The organism is Stieleria varia (genome assembly GCF_038443385.1).
Lineage (GTDB): Bacteria > Planctomycetota > Planctomycetia > Pirellulales > Pirellulaceae > Stieleria > Stieleria varia.
The window spans coordinates 6725782-6751521 of record NZ_CP151726.1; the positions used below are offsets into that span (position 1 = coordinate 6725782).

10 protein-coding genes are annotated in these 25740 nt (G+C 55.4%); 6 read left to right on the forward strand and 4 right to left on the reverse strand.

What is annotated here, in order from left to right; genetic code table 11:
• Positions 1–194 precede the first annotated feature (194 nt).
• Together Pla52nx_RS22515 and Pla52nx_RS22520 are read right to left on the reverse strand one after the other, a co-directional pair.
• Positions 195–677 (reverse strand): SMI1/KNR4 family protein, encoded by a 483-nt coding sequence (locus Pla52nx_RS22515; RefSeq protein ID WP_146523412.1) that lies wholly within the window; start codon positions 675–677, stop codon positions 195–197.
• A 259-nt stretch (positions 678–936) separates the two neighbouring features.
• Entirely contained in the window at positions 937–1608 is a 672-nt protein-coding gene (locus Pla52nx_RS22520) for a HEAT repeat domain-containing protein (protein WP_146523413.1), read from the reverse strand.
• A gap of 484 nt (positions 1609–2092) precedes the next feature.
• On the opposite strand from Pla52nx_RS22520, the gene Pla52nx_RS22525 reads away from it, so the two are divergent.
• Positions 2093–4522, forward strand: coding sequence for a M66 family metalloprotease (locus tag Pla52nx_RS22525; RefSeq protein WP_197455099.1), 2430 nt, complete (start codon positions 2093–2095; stop codon positions 4520–4522).
• Positions 4523–4698: 176 nt separating this feature from the next.
• Here Pla52nx_RS22525 and Pla52nx_RS22530 read toward each other — a convergent pair whose 3' ends face one another.
• Positions 4699–11781 carry a CARDB domain-containing protein gene (locus Pla52nx_RS22530; RefSeq protein ID WP_146523415.1) on the reverse strand — a complete coding sequence of 2361 codons (7083 nt, stop codon included), beginning with the start codon at positions 11779–11781 and terminating at the stop codon, positions 4699–4701.
• A 366-nt stretch (positions 11782–12147) separates the two neighbouring features.
• Here Pla52nx_RS22530 and Pla52nx_RS22535 point away from each other — a divergent pair, with 366 nt between their 5' ends.
• From Pla52nx_RS22535 to Pla52nx_RS22550, 4 genes are all read left to right on the forward strand, one after another.
• Positions 12148–15330 carry a PSD1 and planctomycete cytochrome C domain-containing protein gene (locus Pla52nx_RS22535; protein WP_146523416.1) on the forward strand — a complete coding sequence of 1061 codons (3183 nt, stop codon included), beginning with the start codon at positions 12148–12150 and terminating at the stop codon, positions 15328–15330.
• Positions 15331–15394: 64 nt separating this feature from the next.
• A complete protein-coding gene (locus tag Pla52nx_RS22540; RefSeq protein WP_146523426.1) occupies positions 15395–16846 on the forward strand; it encodes a DUF1501 domain-containing protein in 1452 nt (483 codons plus the stop codon).
• A gap of 303 nt (positions 16847–17149) precedes the next feature.
• Positions 17150–18745 (forward strand): N,N-dimethylformamidase beta subunit family domain-containing protein, encoded by a 1596-nt coding sequence (locus Pla52nx_RS22545; protein ID WP_197455100.1) that lies wholly within the window; start codon positions 17150–17152, stop codon positions 18743–18745.
• A 187-nt stretch (positions 18746–18932) separates the two neighbouring features.
• The gene (locus Pla52nx_RS22550) at positions 18933–20141 is read left to right on the forward strand and encodes a lactonase family protein (RefSeq protein ID WP_231742775.1); all 1209 of its coding nucleotides are present in this window, start codon (positions 18933–18935) and stop codon (positions 20139–20141) included.
• Positions 20142–20144: 3 nt separating this feature from the next.
• Here Pla52nx_RS22550 and Pla52nx_RS22555 read toward each other — a convergent pair whose 3' ends face one another.
• On the reverse strand, positions 20145–22328 hold the full coding sequence (locus Pla52nx_RS22555; RefSeq protein ID WP_146523418.1) for an exo-alpha-sialidase: 2184 nt from the start codon (positions 22326–22328) through the stop codon (positions 20145–20147).
• A 297-nt stretch (positions 22329–22625) separates the two neighbouring features.
• Between Pla52nx_RS22555 and Pla52nx_RS22560 the strand changes: the two genes are divergently transcribed.
• Entirely contained in the window at positions 22626–25730 is a 3105-nt protein-coding gene (locus Pla52nx_RS22560; RefSeq protein ID WP_197455101.1) for a PSD1 and planctomycete cytochrome C domain-containing protein, read from the forward strand.
• Positions 25731–25740: the final 10 nt, after the last annotated feature.

A 25740-nucleotide genomic window follows, 5' to 3' on the forward strand; every position in this document is an offset into this window, starting at 1 on the left:
AGCCAAACTGCTTTGGTTGTTACCCTGCAATACCCTTGTTAATACTCTTATTGGGGTGCATAGTGAGGACCTGTGTCTTGGTCCCGCAGAAGCACACCGTTCCCTGAAAGACTCACCAGCAGAAAATCATCTGAGGTACAAGCACGTGCCATCTCATGAGAAAGTAATCGAATGCAATCGTTACCGATCACAGATCATACGGATGCTTGCCCAGAACACCAATCGGCGAGAAATGTTGCCAGACCGTCTGCCAAGAACTTGTCCGGCGTTTGATCTGGATACCACGCAAAGACTTCTGCGTCGTCTGGACAATCCGCGGCCACGGGTAACCCAAACTGTATGCCATCCGTACCAGCACCGGAGAAGTAGCAGTACCGCATCGGATCTCGCTCTGGGAATGTTTGGCGAACAAACACGTTTGCATCGATCATCTGTTCGGCCGAGTAGACGACGATACTTGACTCGATCCAATCACCACTCTCAAGCTGAAGCTCTTCGGCCACACCGTTGCTTTGTAGCAGCAGGGACCGTAAGGATCTCGGTAAGCAATGACCGAGTACGAATTCCAGGTGATCGATTTCACTTTCGGACGAGCCTCCACGAAACGCTGGTCGAGTTCGAAGTTCGACAGACATTCGCGACTTGTACGCATTGATGATCAGGATCTGCCAATCCATTGAGTTTTCGTGGGAAGAATGTTGTTTGGGAATGATGACTGATAGCGTCTCCTGCCGTACCAGTTCCTGTCCAATCAGACGTAATCGCCAGAGGCATTCTTGCCGATCCCCAGAGGTGCGGAAAGCCGTCGAGAGGTTGAAGCGGACGCTTGTGATTCATGCAAAACGTCAACCACCTCGAGCCTCTATGGCAATGGAGTATAGCCAAACTAAAAACAGATTCTTACCTTTTCGCCAACGTGGCGTCCTCGTCTCCACCTCAGGGCTTGGATGCACGCTGGATGATCTCTCGTATCGCCTCACGCACATATCCTTCCGGCTCTTCTTCGAGCGCAGCCTTTAGGTCTTGAAGTACTCGATCGACGACATCCGGGAAGTTACCGATTGCGATCGCGACAGATCGCCGAACTTCGGGGTTGGAATCTCGCAAATACGGGTACAAAGCATCCAAACGTTCGTAGATTCCTTTTCGTATTGCCGCGCCAATGCGACGTCCCTCGTCCATTTCCGCGTCGAGTGACCGATTGCTTTTCCTCAGTATCTCACGCCATTTCTCTGCCTCATGTGGGTTCGTTTCACAAGATTTGAAGGGAGGGGCACCATCGGCAATTTCCGCCAAGAGAATGGCAACTGCGGGCCTATCGGGAGTGGCTTCGGATTCCAAGAGATCGAACAGGATGGGGACAGCCGCAGCCGTCGCGGAATAAACAGTCCCTTGGTGCCAAATGCGTTGGAACAATGCCTCGATGGCGTATCCACGGTGAATGGACTCCGTTGCAGTCAATGCTCGAATCAAAGACGGAACCGATGTAGCCGGACCGTAGGCGTCGTGAACCGTCGTCCATTGCACCAAGTCCAGCCCGCTGAGCGCAGGATGTGGCGGAACCGAAGCGGGTGATTGATAAAGAGCCACCAATTCATCGAACGTCATTGACGGACTTTCTAGTTAAAACTGACGATCCGTCGTGCCGTTTTGACCAACGTCAGGACTCCATACAGGGCGGGCTCGTTGGTCGATCGTTCAACAGATCAGCGCCGTGACGACGCGATGGATATTTCGTATCATCGAAGCCTAGGCCGTTGCATTGGAGCGTTCAAGCCGATTCAGTTGCATGCAGGACGCAACGCGACGAAATCGCCCAGGTAGGGGAACGTGTCCCGATAAGTGCCCGCGGCTAGCGCCGTCGGCTCACGTTTGATAAATAGTGCCTAGGATTGGCCTCGACGCTCCGGTTGGAGTTTTTGCCGTCTGTACGTTCCCTTGAGTTCAAAAATAGAAAATGACACTTCTTTCTCAGAACTTCCGATGCGGATTGGCTGATTGGGTACGATCCTGCTGCAGCTCTCTTTTCCTACTGCCGCGACCTTTCGCGGCTCGGCTCGCTCTACTGAGCTTCAACTTACTGTGCTTCAGCTTGCTGTGTTTCATCGACACGACCGTGGCGGAGGATCTCAAGCCTCCGTACTGGGATCAGGCGATTGATTTCACTGGCAACCACGAAATTCGCTCCAACCTGGTTGGTTCGTTGAAGGGGGAGGTGGCTTTCATCCAAAACACTCTGGTGGGTCCTCAGCGTGGTGAGGAGCAACGTCCGTTGCTAGTGACCGATCGAGCGGCGTATCTGTTGTTCTTTCCGATCGATCCTTCGGCCGACCGGTATCAGGTGTTGCTCCGTCAGCGTGACGGAAAAGGGTTGTCACTGGAGCTTCAGACACCCTGGATGGAACCTCGAAACGACTCCGGCAACTCCGATGGACGGGCACCTGTGGTCTATAGCAAACGTGCGTGGACGGCGGTGGTTCCATGGACGTTCATGCATTTCGGATTGGAGTTGATCGTGCGGGACGATGCCGGGGCGGAAGGACATCTCCCTGCTGAAGGTTTTCAGTTCGGCCCTCCGATCGAGTTGGTCACGCAGCATGTGGAACTTGGGATGTTGCTGCCACCGTCGCAGGTGCAAGTCAACAAGTGGTGTCATCCAGACGAGAATCTCTCACCCGAGTTGGCGCTGGACTATTTTCAAATGGTGCCGGTTGCCAAGTTCACCGCGGCTCAGTACCTGCCGATTCACTTTCCCAAAGTCGTGATGCCAAACGGCAACGTGTATACCGAGCAAAGTACTTTCGAGGGAGCGGGGGTCTACAAAGGAGACATGCGGCAAGACATTGCCAAAGGAATGGTTTCAACAGGCATCAACTATGCCAACATCGGGATCCCTTCATCAGCCGGCGGGACAGAAAAGCAGCCGAGACCGTTTCGACAAACGACCGTGCACACGAGTGCGGGTGTTTACACCGAACTCGATGAGAATGGAAAAACGCAAGCCGTCACTGTGCGACACGGACTCAGCGGTGGCGGTGGCCAGCTGACTTTGATGAGCACCACGGGCAACGAGTTCTCGCACGAATATGGCCACGACCATGGATTGCCTCACTATCCGGGAGGGCCAGAACTGAGTTCTCATTCCCGAAACGGCGCGTGGGGATTCAACGTGTTCAAGAATCGATTGATCGGCAACCTTTTCTGGAACGGCAAACGCCCCGACGGTGAATTCCCCTATGAATTCGGCTCCGACGCGATGGCCGGTGGCCAACCAATGGGCAAGGTCAGCGTATTCACTCTGCACACTCCATTTTCACTGAACATGATTCAACAAAAGGTGGGTGATGAATCCGGCGTGCTGGATTTGACCAGTCCGACGGGCTACCGCAAGTGGGACGCGAAGCAACAAGAGATGGTGGTCTGGGAGGTCGGCTCGCCGAAGCCTGATCAAGTCGGCGTGCCGGTGGTGACGCTGGTGGGAGTTTACGATCCGATTCAACCCAGCAACATGCCCTCGTTCATCTATCCTGCACTCTACGGCAACTGGGGAAATGTCTTTTCACCCGAAACGATTCGGAACTCGGATCCTGCACTGGTGCAATCACGTTGCGTGTTGGAGGTAACCGATGCCAACGGCAGGGAGTACCGTTTTCCGCTCAATGATGAGCGATATGACCCGAAGGTCATGAATCAATTTCACGTCAACTTGCCTGCCTCGACTCGATTTATTCGAGCCAAGCTGGTGGTACAGACCGATCAACGAATGGAACTGGATTCCCGAGAGCTTGCCGAACCCCACGGCGTGCTGTCAGAACCAGTCGTTGTCGGACGCGAGCATGGGTTTACTGCGGCCGCTTTGCGATTGCGAGAAATGGACTCCGTTTTGATCCCAGGCGGGTATCCTGATCGCCAGCAGTTGCACGAAGCGATGGAGGACTACTACGGCGAGATCACGGACTACAAAGCCGGAATCGAGTTTGAGGTTGGAAATGTCTATCGACGAGAGGACGGAAGTTACTACCAAGTGGGACCGCCTGATTCTGGAGACACGAAACTCCGCTTCCGAAAACTCGGTGACTCCAACAAGTATCTCAGTAACAAACGCCTGAAACTTGGCACCCAGAGCAAGGACTACGCCAAAGACGTGATGAAGGGAACGAGCGGTGTCTACTACTACGTTCCCGTAGACCACGATCGGGTGATGCAGTCCGATGCGTCCAGTCCAGAATCCGCAACCTGGTACGCGAAGGGAGATCACACAAAGATCACTGTCAATGCAGCGGATTCCCAAGGCGGCAGGCAACCCATCGTTTTGCGTGGTCAAATCAATGATTCGCACGTCATCAGCCGCGGGGCTCCGGTGACGGAATCGAGCCGAGTACGTTTCAATTACTATCCGGAAGACAATCCCGGTGTTCCGGCAGGAAAGTATCAAGTGCAATTTTCGGCGTACGCACAAGGATGGCACTCCAAACGCTTGATCGAATCATTTCGAGTCGTCGGACTCATCGACGTGAAGTAGTTTGATCAACGATTCGAAGATACCCGGGTGATGCCCCTTACCATACGGCGAAAGCGACGGCAGAGACTACTTGAATTGACAGTCGATACCAAACTTGGAATCACAAGCGAGACGGTCGTTCAAGCGGACGCGGCAGATGACTCTGGATTAGGCGATGTCGCGAGTGATAAATACCCTTAGGCTAGAATCCACTCCGAAACAGCTCTTTGATCCAGCATCAATTTGTCTATTGCGAGTTCGTCGTATCGTTCTTCTTCGCGAAATGAATTCGCTTCGTTTTCAGGATCAAGGGCGGCGGATGCTCTCCAACCCTGGACAACTTGATCGATAGTTGCCACGTCAGAGGGAATTCCATCGACTTCTGCCAGGACTTCGAGATGCCCATCATCCTTGCGTACTTTGTCGCGATGCTGCTCGTCAGAACGCGTCAAACGGAAGGGAAGCAATGCCTGACGAGCAACGACGGGGGATTTCGATCGGTCCAGCAACGCAGTGGGAGGTAACGGCGTGATTGCTTCAGAGAAACCAGTTGCCGGCAGTGCTTCGAATTCATTGTTTTCTCTGTATTCCAACCACAACTGATTGATGATCACCAATGCATCCAGTGCACTGATTCGTCCATCACCATTGGGGTCGAAAAATGGTGTTGGAGTCGGCGGCACAGGCAACCGACGTATGCCGCCGGTACGCAACTCGTTGATGATCTCCAGAGCGTCCAAGGCGGTGTGAGTTCCGTTGGCTCCCACGTCAAACGGATCATCAGGGTTGGTCCATGAATCGTAGGGGTTGAGCGAAATGATTTCCCGGTTGTCAAATCCTTCCATAAGCTCCCCAACAACATTCGTCGCATCGACCACCAAGTACGCGGTCACAACTCCGCCAAGCGTATCTCTGGCATCGGCGATGGTGAAATTGAATGGGGAAGATTCATTTGGAGCAAGAGACCCGATCGCCACCTCGTGCAGTACGGTGCCGACGTGGGGATCATCAGCCATCAAACGCACGACGGTTTCGGCACCAGTCGGTGATACACCGTTGGAAATGATTTCCGCGGAGATGACTAGATCGCTACCCACCAAATTCGCCGTCAAGTGCTGCGGTTGCAAATTTGGTAGATAGTGATCTGCTGACGCGGTATTGTTAGATTCGTCTTTCTCTAAAACATCATCACGAACGTCGACGGCAATTTCAAAGTTGACCGCCGCTGAGGGATCTACCAATTCGTTCAACGAAAAGGAAACCTGCATGGACTCTCCCGGAGTCAAAGCGGGAATCATCAAGGGCGATTCCGGTCGTGGCACCGCATCGATATTCAATTGCACCTGCATAGGATCGCTGGCAAGATCGCCGGTATTGGTCACCACGGAATTCACCAGCAACACGCCCGGCGTGGAGGTGTCGAAAGAGATCGGACCGATCGTCAGATCAGGGCCGACTGGCGACGAGGAAAGTACCAAACCAGAGGTTGTCAGAATGGGCGTGCCGCCGTTTGGACCTTCGCCTTCGGCACCGCCCGTATCAGTCGTGATCGTTCGTGACAGATTCAAGACATTGAACTCACCATTTTGTGCGAACGGCAACAGCCACCAGGGCAGTTCATCCGCCGGGGTTTCCATTCGCTGGGGCATGCCCCAGGTTCCATCGGTATCTTGGATCGCGTACCCCACGCCGACACCGTCAGCAAAAGACTCGACCCAAGCAACGATCACGCGTCCCGATTCGTCCAGCGTCATGACGGGATCGGAAAGGCCGGGCGACTGAACAACCAACGTGGGCGATCCGATTTGGCCGTTCTCAAATGTCGTGAAATGAATCTCGTCCGCGGTGTCTTCAGGGTCCATTCCCGTCGAGACCTGCTGATTCAGCCACACCAGTCCGGCGGCCTCACCACCGGACAACGCAATGACTTGAGGTGAAACCGCGTGTGGCTGAGAGGTCAACACGGTGGTGGTCGACCATGCACCGCTTTGGCGAATTGACAAAGGCAACCCGGCCGGTTTGCTTGCCGAGACGTCTTCCCAAACGACCAACGCCTCAATGTTATTGCCCAAATCCGCATGTACGGCATGGGGGACACTGGCGACTTGAGCTGATGAAGCAACTGTCTCTGCATTTGCCCACGATACTCCATCAAAACTCAATTGCTCGATCGAGCTGTCAACAGCGATCTCATCGTCCGCAAACAACGACGTATTCCCGTCCGCGTCATTCAAATACGTCAACACCAATCCGTTTGACGTCTGCGTCAAATCTGGCAGATAGTCCATTCCGACATCCGCGGTCACCAATGCTGGGGCACTCCAACTCTGCGTCGACAGGTTGAAAACAGAATAGTACAAATCCATCGAATCCAACAACGCGTAGGGATCGGGCGTTACGGTATCAGACACTGCCGCGCCGACGTGATTCCAGACCGCCACGGGAGTTCCATCGGGCATCAATCCGACCGTTGGTTGTACATCCAATAGGCTGTCGTCAGTGATCGCGATGGGTGATTGCCAAACACCGTTGACTTGTCGAGCGGCCATGATTTCCAATCGACCTTCGACCGGTTTCATGGGGTCTTCGTCCACCCACACCAACGTCTTGGCTCCATCATTTGCAACCGCCAATGAGGGTGCGGCAAACCGGTAACGAATATCGGGCATGCCGTCGACATCCAAGGTTGCAAAGTGAGCCCCCGCGGTGCTGTCGGCCAACGTTAATGTTGGCGTCAGCCCTTCGCCTGCCACCGACGCCGCAGCGCCCTGGGCTCCGGCATTGCAACCGGCCAGATGAAATGGCGGGTCCGGAAAGTTGAACTCGTACTCGGCCTTGGCGATCAACACGTGGACTTCCGCGGTCAACGCGAACTGCAAGGTCAACTCGTCCAGCAAGCAAGGATCAGCGGGCACGTTGAAGTTTGCATTGATATTTCCTCCGACACCTCCTTCCGCATACGCCAGACCTTCGAATCCCGCTGAGATCTTGATGGCAGCGCCGACGCCGATCCCGAAACCGGCGGGCTCCCAATCCAAAGTCCCATCAGCCTGTTCGATGACCGACAGCGTTGCACTGAGCGCTCCGTTCAGCTCTCCGTGTGCACTCAAGAAACTCACCGGCGGCGGCAGCGGAACCTTGGGCGACTCCACATCGCCTTCGAGACTGACCGTGGTGGACGCGCTGATCAGTTTTAACGTCCCATCGCTGGGCTTTGCCGTCCCGCTGATCTCCACATCGACCTCCGGGAAAACTTGGCGACCAGCAATCATCCCCGACCAAGGTCCCTTGCCCGTCAAAGACGCGATCCCGTCGCTTCGGAAATCCAAGTCCACTTCGTACGATCCGATTTCCGGCCCAAGGCTGCCGGCACCAAGCGTCACGGTCACGGGCAATTCAAAGAATCCGTCGGTAACAAAACCGGGGAACCCGAACCCCGCATGATACTTGGCAACTTTGTCGTAAGGACCGTTGCCGACATCTTCCACCGTCACCAGCACATCGCCAATCCATTCCGGATTCTCAATTTGCGTGTAGTCCAGCGGAAACACCGTCGGGGGCAACGCTGAGAACGACGTTGCGGTCAGTGTGACCCGCGACGTCCCGGGCGTGAGATCTTCGCCGAGATCAAAACTGAAATCAAAGGGAGGGCTACTGGCACCCAGGATCAGAACGCTTTCGCTTTTCGAGCCTGCCTCGAGTCGCAGCTCGCGAGAGACCGAAGAACCTAAATCGGTTCCCGGCAGATTGCCGTTCCAATCCACCGATTCGACTCGAATCTCATTTTCCAAGTTGACCCCGGCGAGAAACACGCCGGACTTGTATTCACGCTTCACATCGGCGGCATCGATCCTGGGTCGGATGTCGACCGACACGGATTGCGACTGAGTGTTGTTCTCTACGTCATCGACCAACTCGGATACCGTGTTGTTTGGATCCAGCGTGACGGTCAATCCGAGACTACGTTGACCTTGAGCATCCAACAACAATTGCGTGACATTCCATTGAATGTCGACCATGACATCATTGGGTTGTCCTGTGGCGGCGGGCAAAGTGACAAACTGATCCAAGTCGAACGGCTCGATCGTGTTACCATCTTGGTCACGGATCTGTAACAAAACGTTTTCCGCATCACGCCCTCCTTCGTTGCGGACGATGATCGTGTCTCGAAAGATGAACTCGCCATTCTCGAACGAAAACTTGTCCAACGTAACATCTAGTCCATCGACAACCAGTTCCGGTGCGGTTGCCGAAGGAGAAAACTCACTCGTATTGCCATCGGGATCTGTCGCCGTCATTGCAAAGAAACTCGCCCGCTGTCCATTTCTCGTTGCGTTGGGTTGAGGTGCTGCCACATCGACGAAAAAGTCGGCGATGCCGCTCGCGCCGACTTGCACCTCGACCGTTTCTAGCAGGATTCGCCCTTCACCAGCATCCTCTTGAATGAAATTGCTGAACACCTGCACGGTGTAGGTCTGACTGGGAGTCGTCGCTAATTGCGCCGTCAAACGGACGGTTTGTTTGTCCGACGAAGTTTGCAGTTGGTCAATCGTCGGATAATTTTGTAATCCGTTGGGGCCAACGTCGGTATCGGGCAAGCCAATCGCGGGGATGTCGTTGTCCGTTACGCCGGCGGCACCCAAATCGATCCCTTGACCGCCGTTGGCAAAGATCGAGTTGCTGAGAATGCGATTCCCCGTCGCATCGTCGCCCATGATTCGTACGCCGTCGAATCCATTGATCGCAATTCGGTTCGCTGCCAGGGCTTGAGGTATTGTTGCTGTCGATGGGATGGCAACATCGGGTCGACCGCCAATCCAGTTGTCACTGGCATCAATGATCTCGATCCCGTTCTCAAGATTTCCCAAGACACGCACATTCTCGTTGACTTGGCCTGACGAGGATGTCCCGATGCCGTTGCCCAAGATTTGATTGCCAGTCGCCGTACCTTCGATTCGAATTCCATTGTTGAAATTATCTGAGATGACATTGGCTCCGCGAGGAAATGCGCCGGACACCAAGGCGGTATAAGGTCCGATACGGTTGTCGCTCGCGTCGATGATACGGACTCCATCACCTCGATTGCCAAGTTGTTCATCACCGATGACACCAACGCCGATCAAGTTGCCGATGGCGACGTTTTCGGTTGCGATCGATCCTTCGATTCGCAAGCCATCACCTTGATTTCCAGAAATCAAGTTCCCGTAAACATCGGTGTCGATCGCCTTTCCGATCAAATTCGCCGGTGCATGTTGAATCAGAATCCCGGCACCGCCATTGGGCAATTTCGCATTACCGGCTTGGTTGAGTCCAATCGTGTTGCCATAGATTTCGTTCTCGCGTGCTTCCCCGCCAAACACGATCACGCCGTCCATGCCATTGCCGGAAATCAAGTTGCGTGATCCAGGCAGCTCTCCACCCAAACGAGTCCCCGAAACATTGCCATCCAAGTGAACGCCGCGAAAAGTATTGCCGATCGCGGCGGTTCCATCGGCGCCCGTTCCGATCCGGTTTCCTTCGATCACCGTTCCGGTTACCGGTGGCAACGCATTGCTCCCCAGGACGGTGACGCCATCTCCACCATTGCCCGAAATCAGATTTGCCTGGTCGGCTTGATCGCCGCCGATTTGAGTTCCGCTGGCATCAGAGATCAGAATGCCATCGCCGGCGTTCGGCAATGCTGCCGTCCCCGAGGCATTGGTACCGATTCGATTGCCCTGGACGATGGTTCCCTGGGCATTACCGTTGGCGATAAAAATCCCATGACCGGGTATCCCTTCGGCGGGGATCGCGACTGATCCGCTGATGACGTTCCCGAGAATCAATTGCGACTGATCGCTGACCGGACCGCCAATGATCGTGCCGGGAGCATCATTGATCAGAATCCCTGTGTTGTTGCCGATCGCAGCATCTCCATCGACGTTAGTGCCGATCCGATTACCGACGATGCGATTCCCAGATGCCGTGTTGCCAGCGATCACGACGCCGGTTTTGTTTCCGGAAATGGTGTTTCCCACCGGCCCGCCGATGAGATTGTCCGCCGCGAACGTGACATCGATTCCGGTGCCGTTGGAAAGGGGGGCCTCAAAGGCGCCGATTCCGATCAGATTGCCGTCGATGATGTTTTCGCGTGGCCCGTTGTAGATGCGAATCCCGTACTCACCGTTGCCTGCGATGACATTGCCCGCGCCAGGATCCAAACCGCCGATCACATTCATGATCGGTGGACGATCCGGCCGTCCTTGCGGATCGATGTCGATACCAATGAGCTGTCCTGACATGGCACCGGAGCCATCCACTGTGGTGCCGATGAAGTTGCCCTGAATGGTGTTCTCTGATGCACCTTGCGACAATTGAATTCCGATGGCACTGCTGGAGATGACGTTCCCTTGGCCGCTTTCAGAACCTCCGATCAGATTGCCGGTGATCTCGACCAAACGAATTCCGGCTTGTGTGTTCGGTAACGGCGTGTCATCTGGCAAGATACCGATAAAATTCCCAAGGACAGAATTCCCCGCGTTGGGAATCGGTGTGTTCAAATCGTTGCTGCCGATTGCGACTCCCACGCGAAATCCGCCGATCACGTTTCCCGCACCCGGAGCGGAACCACCGATCCGATTGGCCAGTCCGCTGATGCTGATACCTTCCGCATTGGGATTGCTGTCGGACATGGACGTCTCAGGATTGAATCCGACATAGCTCCCTTCCAAGACGTTGTTGCTGCCCGTGATCTCTAAACCACCGGCGAGTACGACGACTGTCTCATCCACCTCCACTCCACCGATCTGGTTCTGACTTCCGTTGACGGTCAACGTTTCAAAAATGGATTGTTGGATCGTGTTGTTATTCGTCCCGATGCGTAATTCATCTTGAACGAACACTCCCTTGATCATCGCACCGTCACCAAAGACATTCACGGGCCCTTGAATGATCACCCGCCCGGATGTCTGCGTCGTGCCATCCAGGATGACGTTGGCTGCGATCCCCAACCCACCAGGAATTTCGGGAAAGAACTCGCTGTCACCGGGGATCGCAAACTCAATGGTGTCACCACCGCCTCGCGACGCCGTCTGCTGGAGCGCTGCGCGCAATGTGCAAATCCCACTCGGTGGCGTAGGTGGATCCGTCCCAGGATGATTCGCGGTATCGCATATCCCATCGTCCAGATAACTGTCGCCTTCATCGGCTGTGGAGTTCACCGTGTAGGTTGCCAGCAGGCGTCTCTTCTCCAGAACCTCCAGTCGCAATCGACAGTGAGGATAACGACGTCGGCGAATCATTGCCGGACTCCCAAATGCGAGATCAGTTTCTTCGTTGCGAATCACACTGAGAAAGCAACAATCGTTTATCGTCGCACAACACGAGTGCAGAATCCACCGATTCAGAGATACGATGACGCAAAGAATGCGATTTTCAATTTAAGATTCAAATCCGCCTCGTCCGCCGAGCATGTCGTTTTCGCACACACTGTAGTCTTGAACACTACTCGTGAGGCATTCATCACGCCTCATTTCTGTTGACGGTAGTCCTCAAGAAAGCACCTTGGTGAAAGTGTATCTTCACCAAGGCGTTCGACGCGACGGCGATTGTGGACCATAATGGGGCCCCATCCTTCCAAATTCCCGCCTGCTCGATTTGTGACCAAAATGCCGCTAATTGCGACTCGTCTGCTGGTTCTCGCCTCGATCTGCCTGACCACCTGGGTTTCAACCTGCGTTCAGGCTCGTGAAATTTCTTTCAACCGAGACATCCGACCGATCCTTTCGGAGAATTGTTTTGTTTGTCATGGGCCAGACAAAGAACAAGTGGCAGCGGGCTTGCGATTGGATATGAGAGACTCAGCGGTGACGGAAGCCGATTCGGGAGAGATCCCGATCGTGCCGGGCGACGCTGCCGAAAGTGAAGTGATGTTGCGACTGACAAGCGATGATGCTGACGTCCGTATGCCGCCGGCCGAATCGGGCAAGCAGTTGACGGCCGAGCAAGTGGAGTTGGTGAGGCAGTGGATCGATGAAGGCGCACCCTACGATCAGCACTGGGCATTCGTTGCTCCCGTCCGTCCTGACGTACCGGACACCAGAAACGAGCAAGCTCTCAATCCGATCGATCATTTCATCTTCGATCGACTCGCTCGTGAACATCTTGCCCCGTCCAAGCCCGCCGAACGGACGACGTTGTTACGCCGCGTGACATTGGACTTGACGGGCTTGCCACCCACGCCGTCGGAGATTTCATCTTTCCTGGCCGATCAGTCGCCCGATGCCTATGAGAAAGTCGTCGACCGCCTGCTGGCTTCGCCACACTACGGCGAACGGATGACGCTGCCGTGGCTCGATCATGCACGGTACGCCGATAGCAATGGCTACCAAAGTGATGGCAGTCGCGACATGTGGGCGTGGCGCGACTGGGTGATCGATGCCTTCAATCGAAACCTGCCGTTTGATCAGTTCACCATCGAGCAGCTAGCTGGCGACATGCTGCCCAACGCGACCAAAAAACAAATCATTGCGACGGGATTCAATCGCAACAATCGTTTGAACGGCGAAGGAGGGCGGATTGTCGACGAGTGGTTTGTGGAGACGGTGATCGACCGCGTCGAAACGACTGGACTGACGTGGTTGGGCTTGACCTTCAATTGCTGTCGATGCCACGACCACAAGTACGACCCGATCTCGCAACGCGAGTTCTATCAGATGTTCGCATATTTCAACTCCGTGGATGAATCGGGAGTGCTGGCTCCCAACGGAAAGAATGGAGACAACACGCCACCGGTTTTGGAGCTACCGACCGAAGAACAGACGCAGGAATTGATTCGGTTGGACCAAGTGATCCAATCCGCCCAGCAACGTGTGAAAGACGAACGACGCAACTTGCCAGCCGCAATCGCTGCATGGGAATCCGAGTTGCGAGATTCCACCGAGGATGCACGTCAAGTCTGGGAGATGACTTCCCCGAGCGTTGTGAAGTCACTTGGCGGCGCCTCGATGAAACGCCAGGAGGACGGTAGCTATCTCGCCGGGGGAACCAATCCAGCCAGTGACACTTATGAAATCGAGGTTCCACTGGACACAGGAAAGTTGTCGGCACTGATGATCGAAGTCTTGCCAGATCCGTCGCTACCGACCAAGAGTTTGGGGCGTGCTTTCAATGGCAACTTTGTCTTGACGCGTGTGGATGCCACCGTAACTGCCCCGTCGCTCTCCGATCCGATGGAACTGATTCTGGCGAAAGCCGCTGCGGATTTTGAGCAAGACGGTTGGCTGGCGGACACCGTTCAGCGAAGAACATCGACCAGCGAATCGGAAGACATCGGGAGCAAGCCGAAAAAGGGCTGGGCACCCGAGGGCAACAAGCCAGAGAATCGCGTGCCACGCCGCATCATGTTTGTTGCGGACCGTCAAGTTGAGATCCTAGACGATGCGTTGCTGAAAGTTGTGCTGCGACACGAGTCTCCCTACGGGCAGCACAACATCGGCCGCTTTCGCCTGTTCACATCCAGTTTGCCGACCGAACAGATTGCGTTGGAGACCGACGCAATTCCATCAGAAATCGCAGCAGTACTGGCCGTGCCGAAGGACCAACGCGACAAGAAACAGACAAAGCAACTCGAAGCATACTTTGTCGAGCACGTTCCCAATGGTTTACGCGTTGCTGAGCAAGTACTAGAGACCGCAAAGAAAGAGCGAACTGCCGCCGATAAGTTAGTCGCCTCGACGATGGTCATGAAAGAAGGGCCGCCGCGTGATGCCTTCATCTTAGAACGTGGAGAGTACGATAGGCCGAAAAAGAAGGTCGAGCGAAGCGTGCCTGCGGTGTTGCCGGATTTACCCAATGGCGTGGCGAACGATAGGCTCGGACTCGCAAAGTGGATTGTCGATCCGTCCAACCCGTTGACCGCCCGCGTGTGGGTGAACCGACAGTGGGAGCAGTTCTTTGGCGTTGGCATCGTCAAAACGTCCGAGAACTTTGGCGCTCAAGCAGAGTATCCGGTCCATCCTGAGTTGCTGGACTGGCTGGCTGTCGAGTTCATGTCGCCGACGGTGATGCCTGACGTAGCGGGGGCGCCCGCGCAGCCATGGGACATGAAAGCTTTTCGCAAGATGCTGGTGATGAGTGCAACGTATCGGCAATCGTCTCATGTCACACCCCAGTTGATGGCTCGAGATCCCGAAAACCGATTGCTTGCTCGTGGTCCTCGATTCCGATTGTCTGGAGAATTGATCCGGGACTCGGCCCTGGCATCCAGCGGTTTGTTGGTGTCAAAGATTGGTGGTCCCAGTGCGCGACCCTATATGCCGGCCGGTGTCTGGGACGAAACGAGCAAGTATGGGAATTTGCGGAACTACAAGCACGATCAGGGTGACGGCTTGTATCGTCGGACGATGTACACGATCTGGAAGCGTACCGCCGCACCTCCGTCGATGCTGATCTTTGACGCACCGAACCGCGAAGTCTGTACGATCAAACGATCGAGAACCAACACGCCGTTGCAGGCGCTTTCTTTGTTAAACGAAGTAACGTTTGTGGAGGCGTCTCGGGGACTGGCGGCGCGGATGATCAGAGAGGCTGGCGAGTCAGCCGAGGAGCGGATCGCCCACGGTTTTCAACTGGCGATCGGCCGGCAACCGGTTGGGCAGGAAATGGACATCCTGCGAAGCGGATTGGAAAGCGATCTCAAGCGTTTCACCGAAGACACCGAAGCGGCAAAACAATTGATTGCGATCGGTGAATCGAGTATCGGCCGTGATATCGATCCCTCCGTCATGGCCGCGTACACGATGACCGCAAACGTCATTCTGAATCTGGACGAATTTGTGACACGTGAATGAGTTCCATCAATTGCCCAACTGCCAGAGCATCACCGAACCGATCGACACACAGAAATACCTCAACATGATCCATCTCCACCGCATCCAAGACACTTTGAACCGTCGCATTTTTTTGCGTGGCGGCGCGGCCGCTGCTAGCGCCATCGCAATGTCTTCGCTCTTGCAGAACGACGGGTTCGCGGCGAGTGACAGTTCACTTGGCCTGCCCGGATTTCCAAACTTTGCTCCGAAGGCGAAAAGGCTGATCTATCTGTTTCAGTCTGGGGCACCATCGCAGATGGACTTGTTCGACCCCAAGCCGGGCATGAAAGCTCATCACGGCGAGGATTTGCCAGAATCCATCCGCCAAGGGCAACGACTGACGACGATGACGTCGGGACAAAAGAAGTTCCCCGTTGCGCCATCGATCTTCCAATTTGCGCAGCACGGTGAAAGCGGGATGGCGTTCAGTGAGCTGATGCCAAACATGGCCAAGCATGCCGACAAATGGTGCATGATTCGCTCTATGCACACCGAGGCGATCAACCATGACCCGGCGATCACTTTTTGTCAGACGGGGAATCAATTGGCTGGTCGGCCAAGCATTGGTTCTTGGCTGAGCTACGGCCTGGGTAGCGAGAACCAAGACTTGCCTGCCTACATCGTGTTGACTTCGTTTGGCAGTGGCCGGCCTGATGACCAGCCGTTGTACGATCGTTTGTGGGGCGCGGGCTTCCTGCCCTCCAAGCACCAAGGCGTGAAATTTCGCAACCAAGGCGATGCCGTGTTGTATCTGTCCGATCCGCCCGGCGTGTCACGAGAGACGCGACGCAGCACGTTGGATCGATTGGCGGCACTGAATCAGCAGCATCGACAAGTCGTCGGTGACCCAGAGATCGACACTCGAATCGCTCAGTACGAGATGGCATTTCGAATGCAATCCAGCGTCCCGGATTTGCTCAACACGAGTGACGAGCCCCAGCATGTTCTGGATAGTTACGGTTCCGATGTCACACGAGCCGGCAGCTATGCATCGAATTGCTTGTTGGCTCGCCGATTGATCGAACGTGACGTCCGCTGTGTGCAGTTGTTCCACATGGGCTGGGACCATCATGGCGGATTGCCCAAGGCACTGCGAGGACAGTGCAACGACACCGACCAAGCCACCGCGGCGTTGCTCAGCGACTTGCAGGCACGTGGTTTACTCGAGGACACGTTGATCGTGTGGGGTGGCGAGTTCGGTCGGACGATCTACTCACAAGGCTCTTTGACGGAAACAAATTATGGTCGCGACCATCATCCACGCTGCTTCACCGTATTGATGGCGGGTGCCGGAGTCGCAGGCGGGGTGACGATCGGCGAAACCGATGACTATTGCTACAACATCGTTTCCGATCCCGTCCATGTACACGACTTGAACGCCACGATCATGCACTTGATGGGCGTCAACCACGAGCGATTGACGTACAAGTACCAAGGTCGAGATTTTCGCCTGACCGACATCCACGGCAACGTCGTCAAAGCCGCGTTGGCCTAGTAGCGAGCGATCAATTTCCGGTGTAGTGGACGAGATTACGAGTCCTGACGCACGGTCACCTCCCTCAGCTGCGGAGACTACTGATTCAGTGAGCCGCAAGACGCCGGACAGTCTGCGCATATCAGCCGCCACGCGATAGCGTCCGGTTCTTGCACCTATACTCAGGAACCGGACGCTATCGCGTTGCGGCTGATGAATAGTCCAGCGCTAGCCGCGGGCAACAAACTACAACCCGAATTGAATGATGCATTAAACTCAGGCCTTGCAATCCGCCCTAATGCCCTTTCCAAAACAGACGAAGACGTGCCACGCAAACCCCTCAAACCATTTCCGACTTGGCTGCGGTTGAAACTGTGCGTTGTTGTTGTCACGACGCTGTTTCTAACGACAATGATCGAAACGGGGGCTCACGCTGGGGAGCCTGCGGCCGCCGACGCGAACATCGTGCAGCGTGAGAATGCGAGGCAAGGCTCTACGGATTGGCAACTGACGCGTGTTCGACTTGACCGCAGCGATGGATGCCGCTCACCAGCGATCGAAGGCTACTGTTCGAAACAAAGTGTGGCGGCGGGTGAAACATTGCAGATCATGGTTTCAACCGATCCAGCAGAATCTTTCCAGATCGAAATCTTTCGGACCGGCTACTACGGTGGTCGGGGCGCCAGGCTGATGACAACACTCGGTCCTTTCGCCGGCAAGGCTCAACCCGTGCCCAAACCGGATGAGCGCACCATGCACGAGTGTCAATGGGAACCCTCCACGGAGCTAACGATCCCAGACGACTGGCCGAGCGGTGTCTATCTGGGGCGACTGACGACGCTGCCGCCGGCAGCGGAACGTCCCTATTGGCAAAGCTATGTGATCTTCATCGTGCGAGACGCCCGACCGGCGGACATCTTGTTTCAGTGCAGTGACAACACATGGCAGGCGTACAACGGTTGGCCGTACAAGTCATCGGTGTACACTCATCCCAAGGGAAACCAAGGTCCGTGGGCCGATGTCAGTTTTGATCGGCCGTATGGTCGCGAAGCTCAGTATACAAGCGTCGTCAATGATCCGCTTTCGGTGGGAAGCGGCGGTTACCTGACGTTCGAGTTTCCGATGGTGTATTGGTTGGAACAGCAAGGGTACGACGTGAGCTATTGCTCCAACAGCGATCTATTGACTCCTGAACGCGGGCAACAGTGCAAGGCTTTCTTGAGCGTCGGACACGACGAGTACTGGGACATACGGCAGTACAACAGCGTGGTCGCCATGCGTGATGCCGGAGTCAACCTGATGTTCTTTTCCGGCAACTCGGTTTGCTGGGTCACGCCATTGACATCCGCAGCCGACGGGCGCCCCAATCGCATCATGTTTCGTGGCGGTCCGTACGGTGGGGATTACAAGTGGGCTCAGCAACGTGAACAACAGCACGGACCGTTTCCGCATCGTGGTCCCGACGAAGGCTATCTGATGGGGGCACGCAATTCGAGTCCTGTCAACGGCGGCGGCGATTGGATTTGCACGAAGCCTGACCACTGGGTTTTTGAAGGGACGGGAATGAAACAGGGCGACCGCATTCCCGGACTGATTGGCTGGGAATACCACGGCGACCCGCCATCGGACCTGCCGGGACTGGAAATCGTGGGTCAAGGCACGGCGTGGCAGGGTGGAACGAACCCGTCACCCTGGACCGCCACCATCTATCCCGGCCCCAAAGACAACTTTGTGTTCAACGCGGCAACCATTTTTTGGTCACAAGGCCTGAGCATGCCACCCGGTCATACTTTGCCATGGTCCCACTGGAGTCGTCCGCACGGCCCAGATTCACGAGTCCAACAAATCACACGCAACCTGCTCAGTCGAGCCGGATGTCGGCAAGGGGAATCAACACCTGTGGATCGGGCGGAGAACTAGGACAACGTTGCGGATTGGTTTGGTGTACCGTATGAAGCACACTGGCGCCCACGACTTCAGGGCGAACGAAAGCAGTGCGGTTCCCCCAAAACCAAATGACGCGTTTCGTTTTCTTTGCTGAGAAATGATTCTTACTATGGCTGTACCTGATCGATCTCGAGTTTCGTTTGTTGGCTCGTTGGCTGCGATGACTTTCGCGACAATGATTTGTGGGCAGGCGTTGCAGGCTCAGCCGAACGAAAACGGTCCGCTGATGGCGTATGTCGGTACGTTCAGCTCGCCACTTGGTGATGTCCTGCCGACGCAAGTCGACTTGCCGCCGGGAAATGGTCGTGGCATCCATCTGTTCGAAGTCGACCGGGAAACCGGTGCGATGACACCCGCTGGTGTTCACGAAATGGGAACGAGTCCGAGTTGTTTGGTGTTGAATTCGGACGGGACTCGATTGTATTCCAGTAACGAAACGGACCGTGTCGGCGAAAACGGCAAGGAAGGATCCGTAAGTGCCTTTTCTGTCGACGCATCCAGCGGTCAACTGACACTGTTGAATACGGTTTCCTCTGGTGGCGATGGACCGACCTACGTCAGCATCCATCCCGGCAAGAAATTCTTGTTCGTCGCCAACTATTTCGGTGGCTCCATCGCCGTGCTACCGATCTTGCCCGATGGTCGACTTGGCACTGCAACCGACATCAAGAACGACGACGGCGAGATCGGTCCCACGCGAGCGACGCATGCTCCCCCAGGCAGTTTTGCCTTCAGCGGTCATGATCGGACGCATGCACATATGATTCAAAGCGATCCATCCGGGCGATTTGTTTTGCACGTGGACCTTGGTCTGGACAAATTGTTTGTTTGGAAATTTGACGAACGAACCGGCAAGTTGACCGCGAATGATCCTCCCGCCTTTTCGCTGCCACCTGGCGATGGTCCGCGTCATTTTCATTTCCACCCCAACGGTCGCTGGCTGTATTCGATCCAAGAAGAAGGTTCGACCGTCGTGCTGTTCGACTATGACGAGGCGACCGGGCACTTGACGGAGCGTCAGACGATTTCGTCTTTGCCCTCCGGGTTCGCCGGGAGCAACTTCTGTTCGGAGATTTTGGTTTCCAAGGACGGAAAGTATGTCTACGCAGGGAATCGTTTGCATGACAGCATCGGGATCTTTTCTGTCGGCGAGGATGGCACGCTGACTCAAGTGGGTAACGAATGGACGCGAGGAAACTACCCCAGAAGTTTCAACTTCGATCCAACGAGCCAATTTCTGTACAGCTGCAACCAACGAGCCGACAACATCACGGTATTTCGGGTGAATCAATCAACAGGTCTGCTCGATTTCACCGGCCACTACACGCCCGTTGGAAATCCATCGAGTATCGTTTTTCTGAATCGGTAGTCTTTACTCGATCAACAGTGCGGAAAGCACTTGAGCGTAAACTCGATGACCAAAATCGTTTGGGTGATTGACGCCGTTTCCGGTGATGTCCGCATCCTGCTTTCGTTTCAAAAACTCACTCCAAACGCTCGTCAAGTCGGCCAGGGCGATGCCCGGCCCGCACAGGGCGGCGAGTTCATCCCGGTATTCTGAAAACACGGTGTGGTTCAGACGAGTCCAATCCGGATTGCCCCGCATGGTGGCGATCAAGATGAACTCGGTGTCCGGTTTGGCTTCTCGGATCTGAGTGATCATGGTGGCCGTATTACGACCGTACTCCTTCGCGGATCGGCCCGCGGAATCGTTCATGCCGAAGGCCAGAATGACGAGGTCCGGCTGATGTCCCGCCACTTGGTCGGTCATCGAGATTCCCCACGGAGTCGACATGCCGCCGACGGACAAGTTGGTTAGCAACACGTCGGTCTTGTAGTGAGTTTGCAAGTGTTCTTTGAGCAAATCTTGATAGGCCGGTTGAAAGGGCGCGCCACCGCCCCAGCCGGATGCGTTGCAACCGGTCGAAATGCTGTCCCCCAGCAAAACAATTGAAAGCTGCTGGTGATCACGCAGTTTTTGCAAAGTGATCGGAAGCGCGGTTTCATCAAACACCGGCATTGCAACGGGCCATTCGTCATCAGCTTTTCTGTAGGTGACGGAGGTTTGCATTCGGTGATACTCCAGTTTTGCACCGAACAGGATTTCGCCGTTGCCGTCGCGATGTGTCAACTGAAATCGCTGTGAGTTTGCGGGACGCCGCAATGCCTTCGATGGCGTCGTGACCACGCGTGATCCGGCAGGGATCACAATCTTGTTCGTCCCGCGAACGAACTGATAGTCAACGCCTGCTGTGTAGGTAATGTCACCGGATGAACTTTGCACGGAGATGATTTCATCGATCGGAAATAGCACTGAAGCATACGATTCGTCAGCTGATTCATCTTGCAGGAATAGAACGGATTCCTGATCCACAACTTCACTTTTCCAAAACGGCCGCAGCGGCACAAGCGGTTGTTCTTGTTCAAGGATCGAATCGATGGGAATCCGCGTGATTTGGGTTTCTGCCAATCCGTTGTTCGTCGTTCGGTCGCCGGCACAATGCCCCAACAGAATGGCATCAGCCGTGAACTCGATGGCGGTGTAGCAATACCATCCATTGGGGTTGTCGTAGAGCGTGAGCGAGGAACTCCAGGTTTTGCCATCGTCTTTGCTCAAGGCCAGGGACAATGGCGTCCGTTTGCCGCGTTGTTCGTTGCCGATGTTTGCATGATCATTCCAAACGCAAAGAAGAGTGTCGCTGCCCGGTATGCGTTCCATGCTGGCTGGAGATACCGGTGACCGTAGAGTTGACTCGACCAATGGCGACCAAGTTTCACCACCGTCTTGAGAATGGCTGATCAGTTGACAGCCAGCGTCAGAGCGAACAAACATCATCAGCCGTCTGTCACTGAGCTGAACCACACCAGGCTCTTGAGCGATCCATCGTTTGTCGTTTCTTGCGTCTCGGGCTTCCAAAATGGTTTTGCTTTGCCGCCATGACTTCCCCCCGTCATCGCTGAGGTAGCAGAGAGCACGCCCGCTCCAATCTGTCTTCTCCATTTCCGGCGTCTTGTGAAGACAGAGGGGAACGACCAGTCGTCCGTCAAGCAATTGGATCACGCGATCGTTGTTCAGGACGTAATAGCCGATCTGTTGATCAGGCACGATGTTTTGCGGCTCGCTCCATGTTTTCGTTTCGTCGCTGCTGTAGCGGACCACGGGTCGGCAGTCTGCGGTCGAATTCTTTCTCAGATAGAACATTGCGATACGACCATCTGTCAGTCGCAGTAAAGAGACGGACATGACGTTCATGTCTGCATCGTTGTCCAAAATGTGAGTATCGGTATCGTCCCAGGATTTGCCTCCATCGCCGGAAAACCGTCCGGCAAGATACGCGGACGCGTGATCGCCGGCCCCGCTGGTAAAGTGGGTGTAAACGAACAGTAGACGTCCGTCTTTAAGTTGGACAAAATCGCCTTCACTGTTTCGAGGATTGGCGGATGATGGAGAAAGACGCAGCGAAACGGTCGTTTCACTGCCCACGGCCGTGCTACCGATCAACAACGCACCAACAAGGGCGACCGTCAGTCGGGCAACATTTGATTGGAGTTTCATGGTCAATCCGGTGTCTTTTTCGAGCAGGCAGGAAACGAATGAGGCTGAGCATGGAGTGAGGCCGCGATTGTAGCCAAATGGGAATCGGCGCGTTCTTGCCAGTTGTGCACGTTTCAAAGACACCGGGCGGGGCAGAATGCTCATTGATTGTCGTTGGCGGGGTCGTCATACTGCTGAGTCTGATTCAATCGCGGATCAGCCCCGCCTGCTTTCCTACCTCCCACCCATTGGTTTTGACGCATGGTCCCATGGTCAGCCAACTCCCGCCTTCATCGGTACGTTCTCACGTGCCTGTCGATGGTGCTTGCATTTGGCAATGCTGTCATCGCTGCAGATTCACCCTTTTTTGAAACAGAGATTCGTCCGATTCTGCGCGAGTACTGCTTTGATTGCCACGGTGCAACCGAAGAGATGGAAGGCGGCCTGGACCTGCGTTTGACGCACCGGATGTTTTCGGGTGGTGATTCGGGACCCGCGATTGCTTTGGGAGATCCAGCGGAGAGTTTGCTGCTGCAACGGGTTCGTGATGGGGACATGCCACCGGGTGAGTCACGAGTTCCAGAGGACAAGATTGCGATCTTGTCGGAATGGATCCGCGGCGGCGCAAAGACGCTTCGGCCCGAACCGAATGAGATCGGACCGGGAATCCCAATCACGGAAGAAGAACGTAGTTACTGGGCTTATCAGCCGATTGCAAAACCAAAGATACCGACTTCGGAGGCCACCAACATCCGCAATCCGATCGATGCATTGATTGCGGGGGCGATGCCCGATGGATTGACGTTTTCACCCGACGCGGATCGGCAAACCATCATTCGTCGCGTCTATTACGATTTGATCGGGCTGCCGCCGACGATGGAAGAGCTGAGCCATTGGAGCGAGCTCTCGGACGCACGATGGTACGAAAAGTTGATCGACCAGTTGCTTCGATCACCTCATTATGGCGAACGTTGGGCGCGGCACTGGCTGGACGCGGCTGGCTACGCGGACAGTGATGGATACACCGTGGCCGACCAGAGTCGTGATTGGGCATGGCGATATCGAGACTATGTTGTTCGCTGTTTGAATGAAGACAAGCCATTTGATGAATTCATCATCCAACAGATCGCAGGCGATGAGCTGGCTGGTCCCAAATCGGGAGACTGGACAGATCGTCAGATTGAGTTATTGACGGCCACGGGTTTCTTGCGAATGGCGGCCGATGGCACCGGCAGCGGGGACAACAGCCCAGAGGCACGCAACAAGACGATCGCCGACACGCTGCAGATTGTTTGCAGCACGTTGCTAGGCTCCAGCGTGCACTGCGCACAGTGTCACGATCATCGGTACGATCCCATCTCACACGTCGACTACTTTGCATTGCGTGCCATTTTTGAGCCTGCGTTGGACTGGCAATCGTGGAAACCGCCGTCGCAGCGTCTGGTTTCGTTGTACACCGAGCAAGATCGCGCCGAGGCGGCAAAGATCGAAGAAGCGGTGAAGGAGGTTGCCGCTGATCGAGCGTCAAAACAAGCGGCCTTTATCAGCGAAGTGTTCGAGCACCAGTTGCTGAAGTTTGAAGAGCCGCTTCGTTCCCGACTGCGAACCGCTTATGAAACGCCAAGCAAGGACCGCAGCGACGAGCATAAGATGCTGTTGGCCAGCCATCCCAGCATCAACATCACCCCCGGGGTGCTGTATCAGTATCGCCCCGATGCTGCGGAAACGCTCAAGAAGCTGGACGCCCAGATGGCTGAGATGCGGGCCACAAAACCGCCCGAGCAGTTCGTGCTGGCGTTGGTGGAGCCGGCTGGTCATGTCCCGGTCACCCACTTGTTCCATCGGGGCGACTTCCATCAACCCAAGCAGGAAGTTCGCCCGGCTGCGTTGTCGGTTGCCACTGGCGATGCGGGCCGGGTGGAGTTTCCGGTCGACGATCCGACGTTGCCGACAACGGGACGCCGCTTGGCTTTTGCGCGCTGGTTGACCGACCGGAGCAATCCACTGACTGCACAGAGAAACCCGCTGACCGCTAGGGCGATCGTCAATCGCATGTGGATGCATCATTTCGGTCGAGGCATCGTGTCAACGCCGGGTGATTTCGGTCGCTTGGGCAGCCAGCCAACCCACGCTGATTTGCTGGACTGGTTGGCCGACGACTTCATTGATCATGGCTGGAGCTTGAAGCATCTGCACCGACGCATCCTGACCTCGACGACTTGGAGACAGAGCTCGTACCGACGACCCGAGGGCGACGCGATCGACGCAGAGAATCAGTTCTACTGGCGGAAATCATTGCAGCGTATCGATGCGGAGATACTGCGAGACTCTATGTTGGCAGTTGCTGGGAATCTGGATCGGAGCCTTGGGGGGCCGCCCGTTGGCGTCGCCGAAGATGAAACCGGACAAGTTCGTGTGGATTCCAAGCAGCCTCGTCGTAGCCTTTACGCAATGGTGCGACGCAGCCAACCGGTCGGAATGTTGCAGACGTTTGATGCCCCCGTGATGAATGTCAACTGCGATGTGCGAACGGTGACCACCGTCGCACCGCAATCGCTGATGATGCTCAATGGAGAATTCATCCTGGAACAGGCCGGTCGGGTTGCCGACCGAGCAGTCGCTCGTGCGTCAGCGTTCGATCAAACCATTCGGCAAAGCGACAACGCGTGGCTGCCCAATTTGCCACCGCCGATGTGGCGTTACGGGACGGGGCAGATCGACGAGGGCGGTGCCTCATTGAGCGAGTTCATCGAGATGCCGCATTTCACCGGCACGTCATGGCAGGGCGGTGCGGTCGCACCCGATCCCGTTTTCGGCTGGGTGATCCTGAACTCGAGCGGAGGACATCCGGGTAATCGCCAACACCCCGCGATCCGTCGATGGGTCTCGCCTGCGGACGGGCAACTCACGATCGCGGGTAAGTTGCAACACGGCAGCGAGCATGGAGACGGAGTGCGTGGTCGCATTTACGCCCGGGACGGGTTGCGTGGTGCTTGGCAGGCAAAAACAAGTTCGATCACAACGGACGTGGAGCCCTTTGTGGTAAAGGCCGACGAAGCGATCGACATCGTGGTGGACTGCCTGGAGCATGAAACGTCCGACTCGTTTACGTGGCCGCTCAAGTTGACTTTCACGCCCACTGGCGGAGAACCGGTCGTGCACGATTCAACGACTGCGTTCCGCGGACCGATGAAAGGCCTTATTGAACTACCGTCGCAAATCATCGCGGCCTGGGAAATCGTATTGTCTCGACCACCAAACGACATTGAACTTCGGACCGCCCTGCGATTGGCGAGTGATCAACTGTCATTGATGTCTCACGATGCGGCAGGAACTCCAGAGGGCCGTTCGCCTCCGCATCAAGTCCTCATCAACATCTGCCAGATGCTGATCAATTCCAACGAATTTCTCTATATCGAATGATCATGGAAGC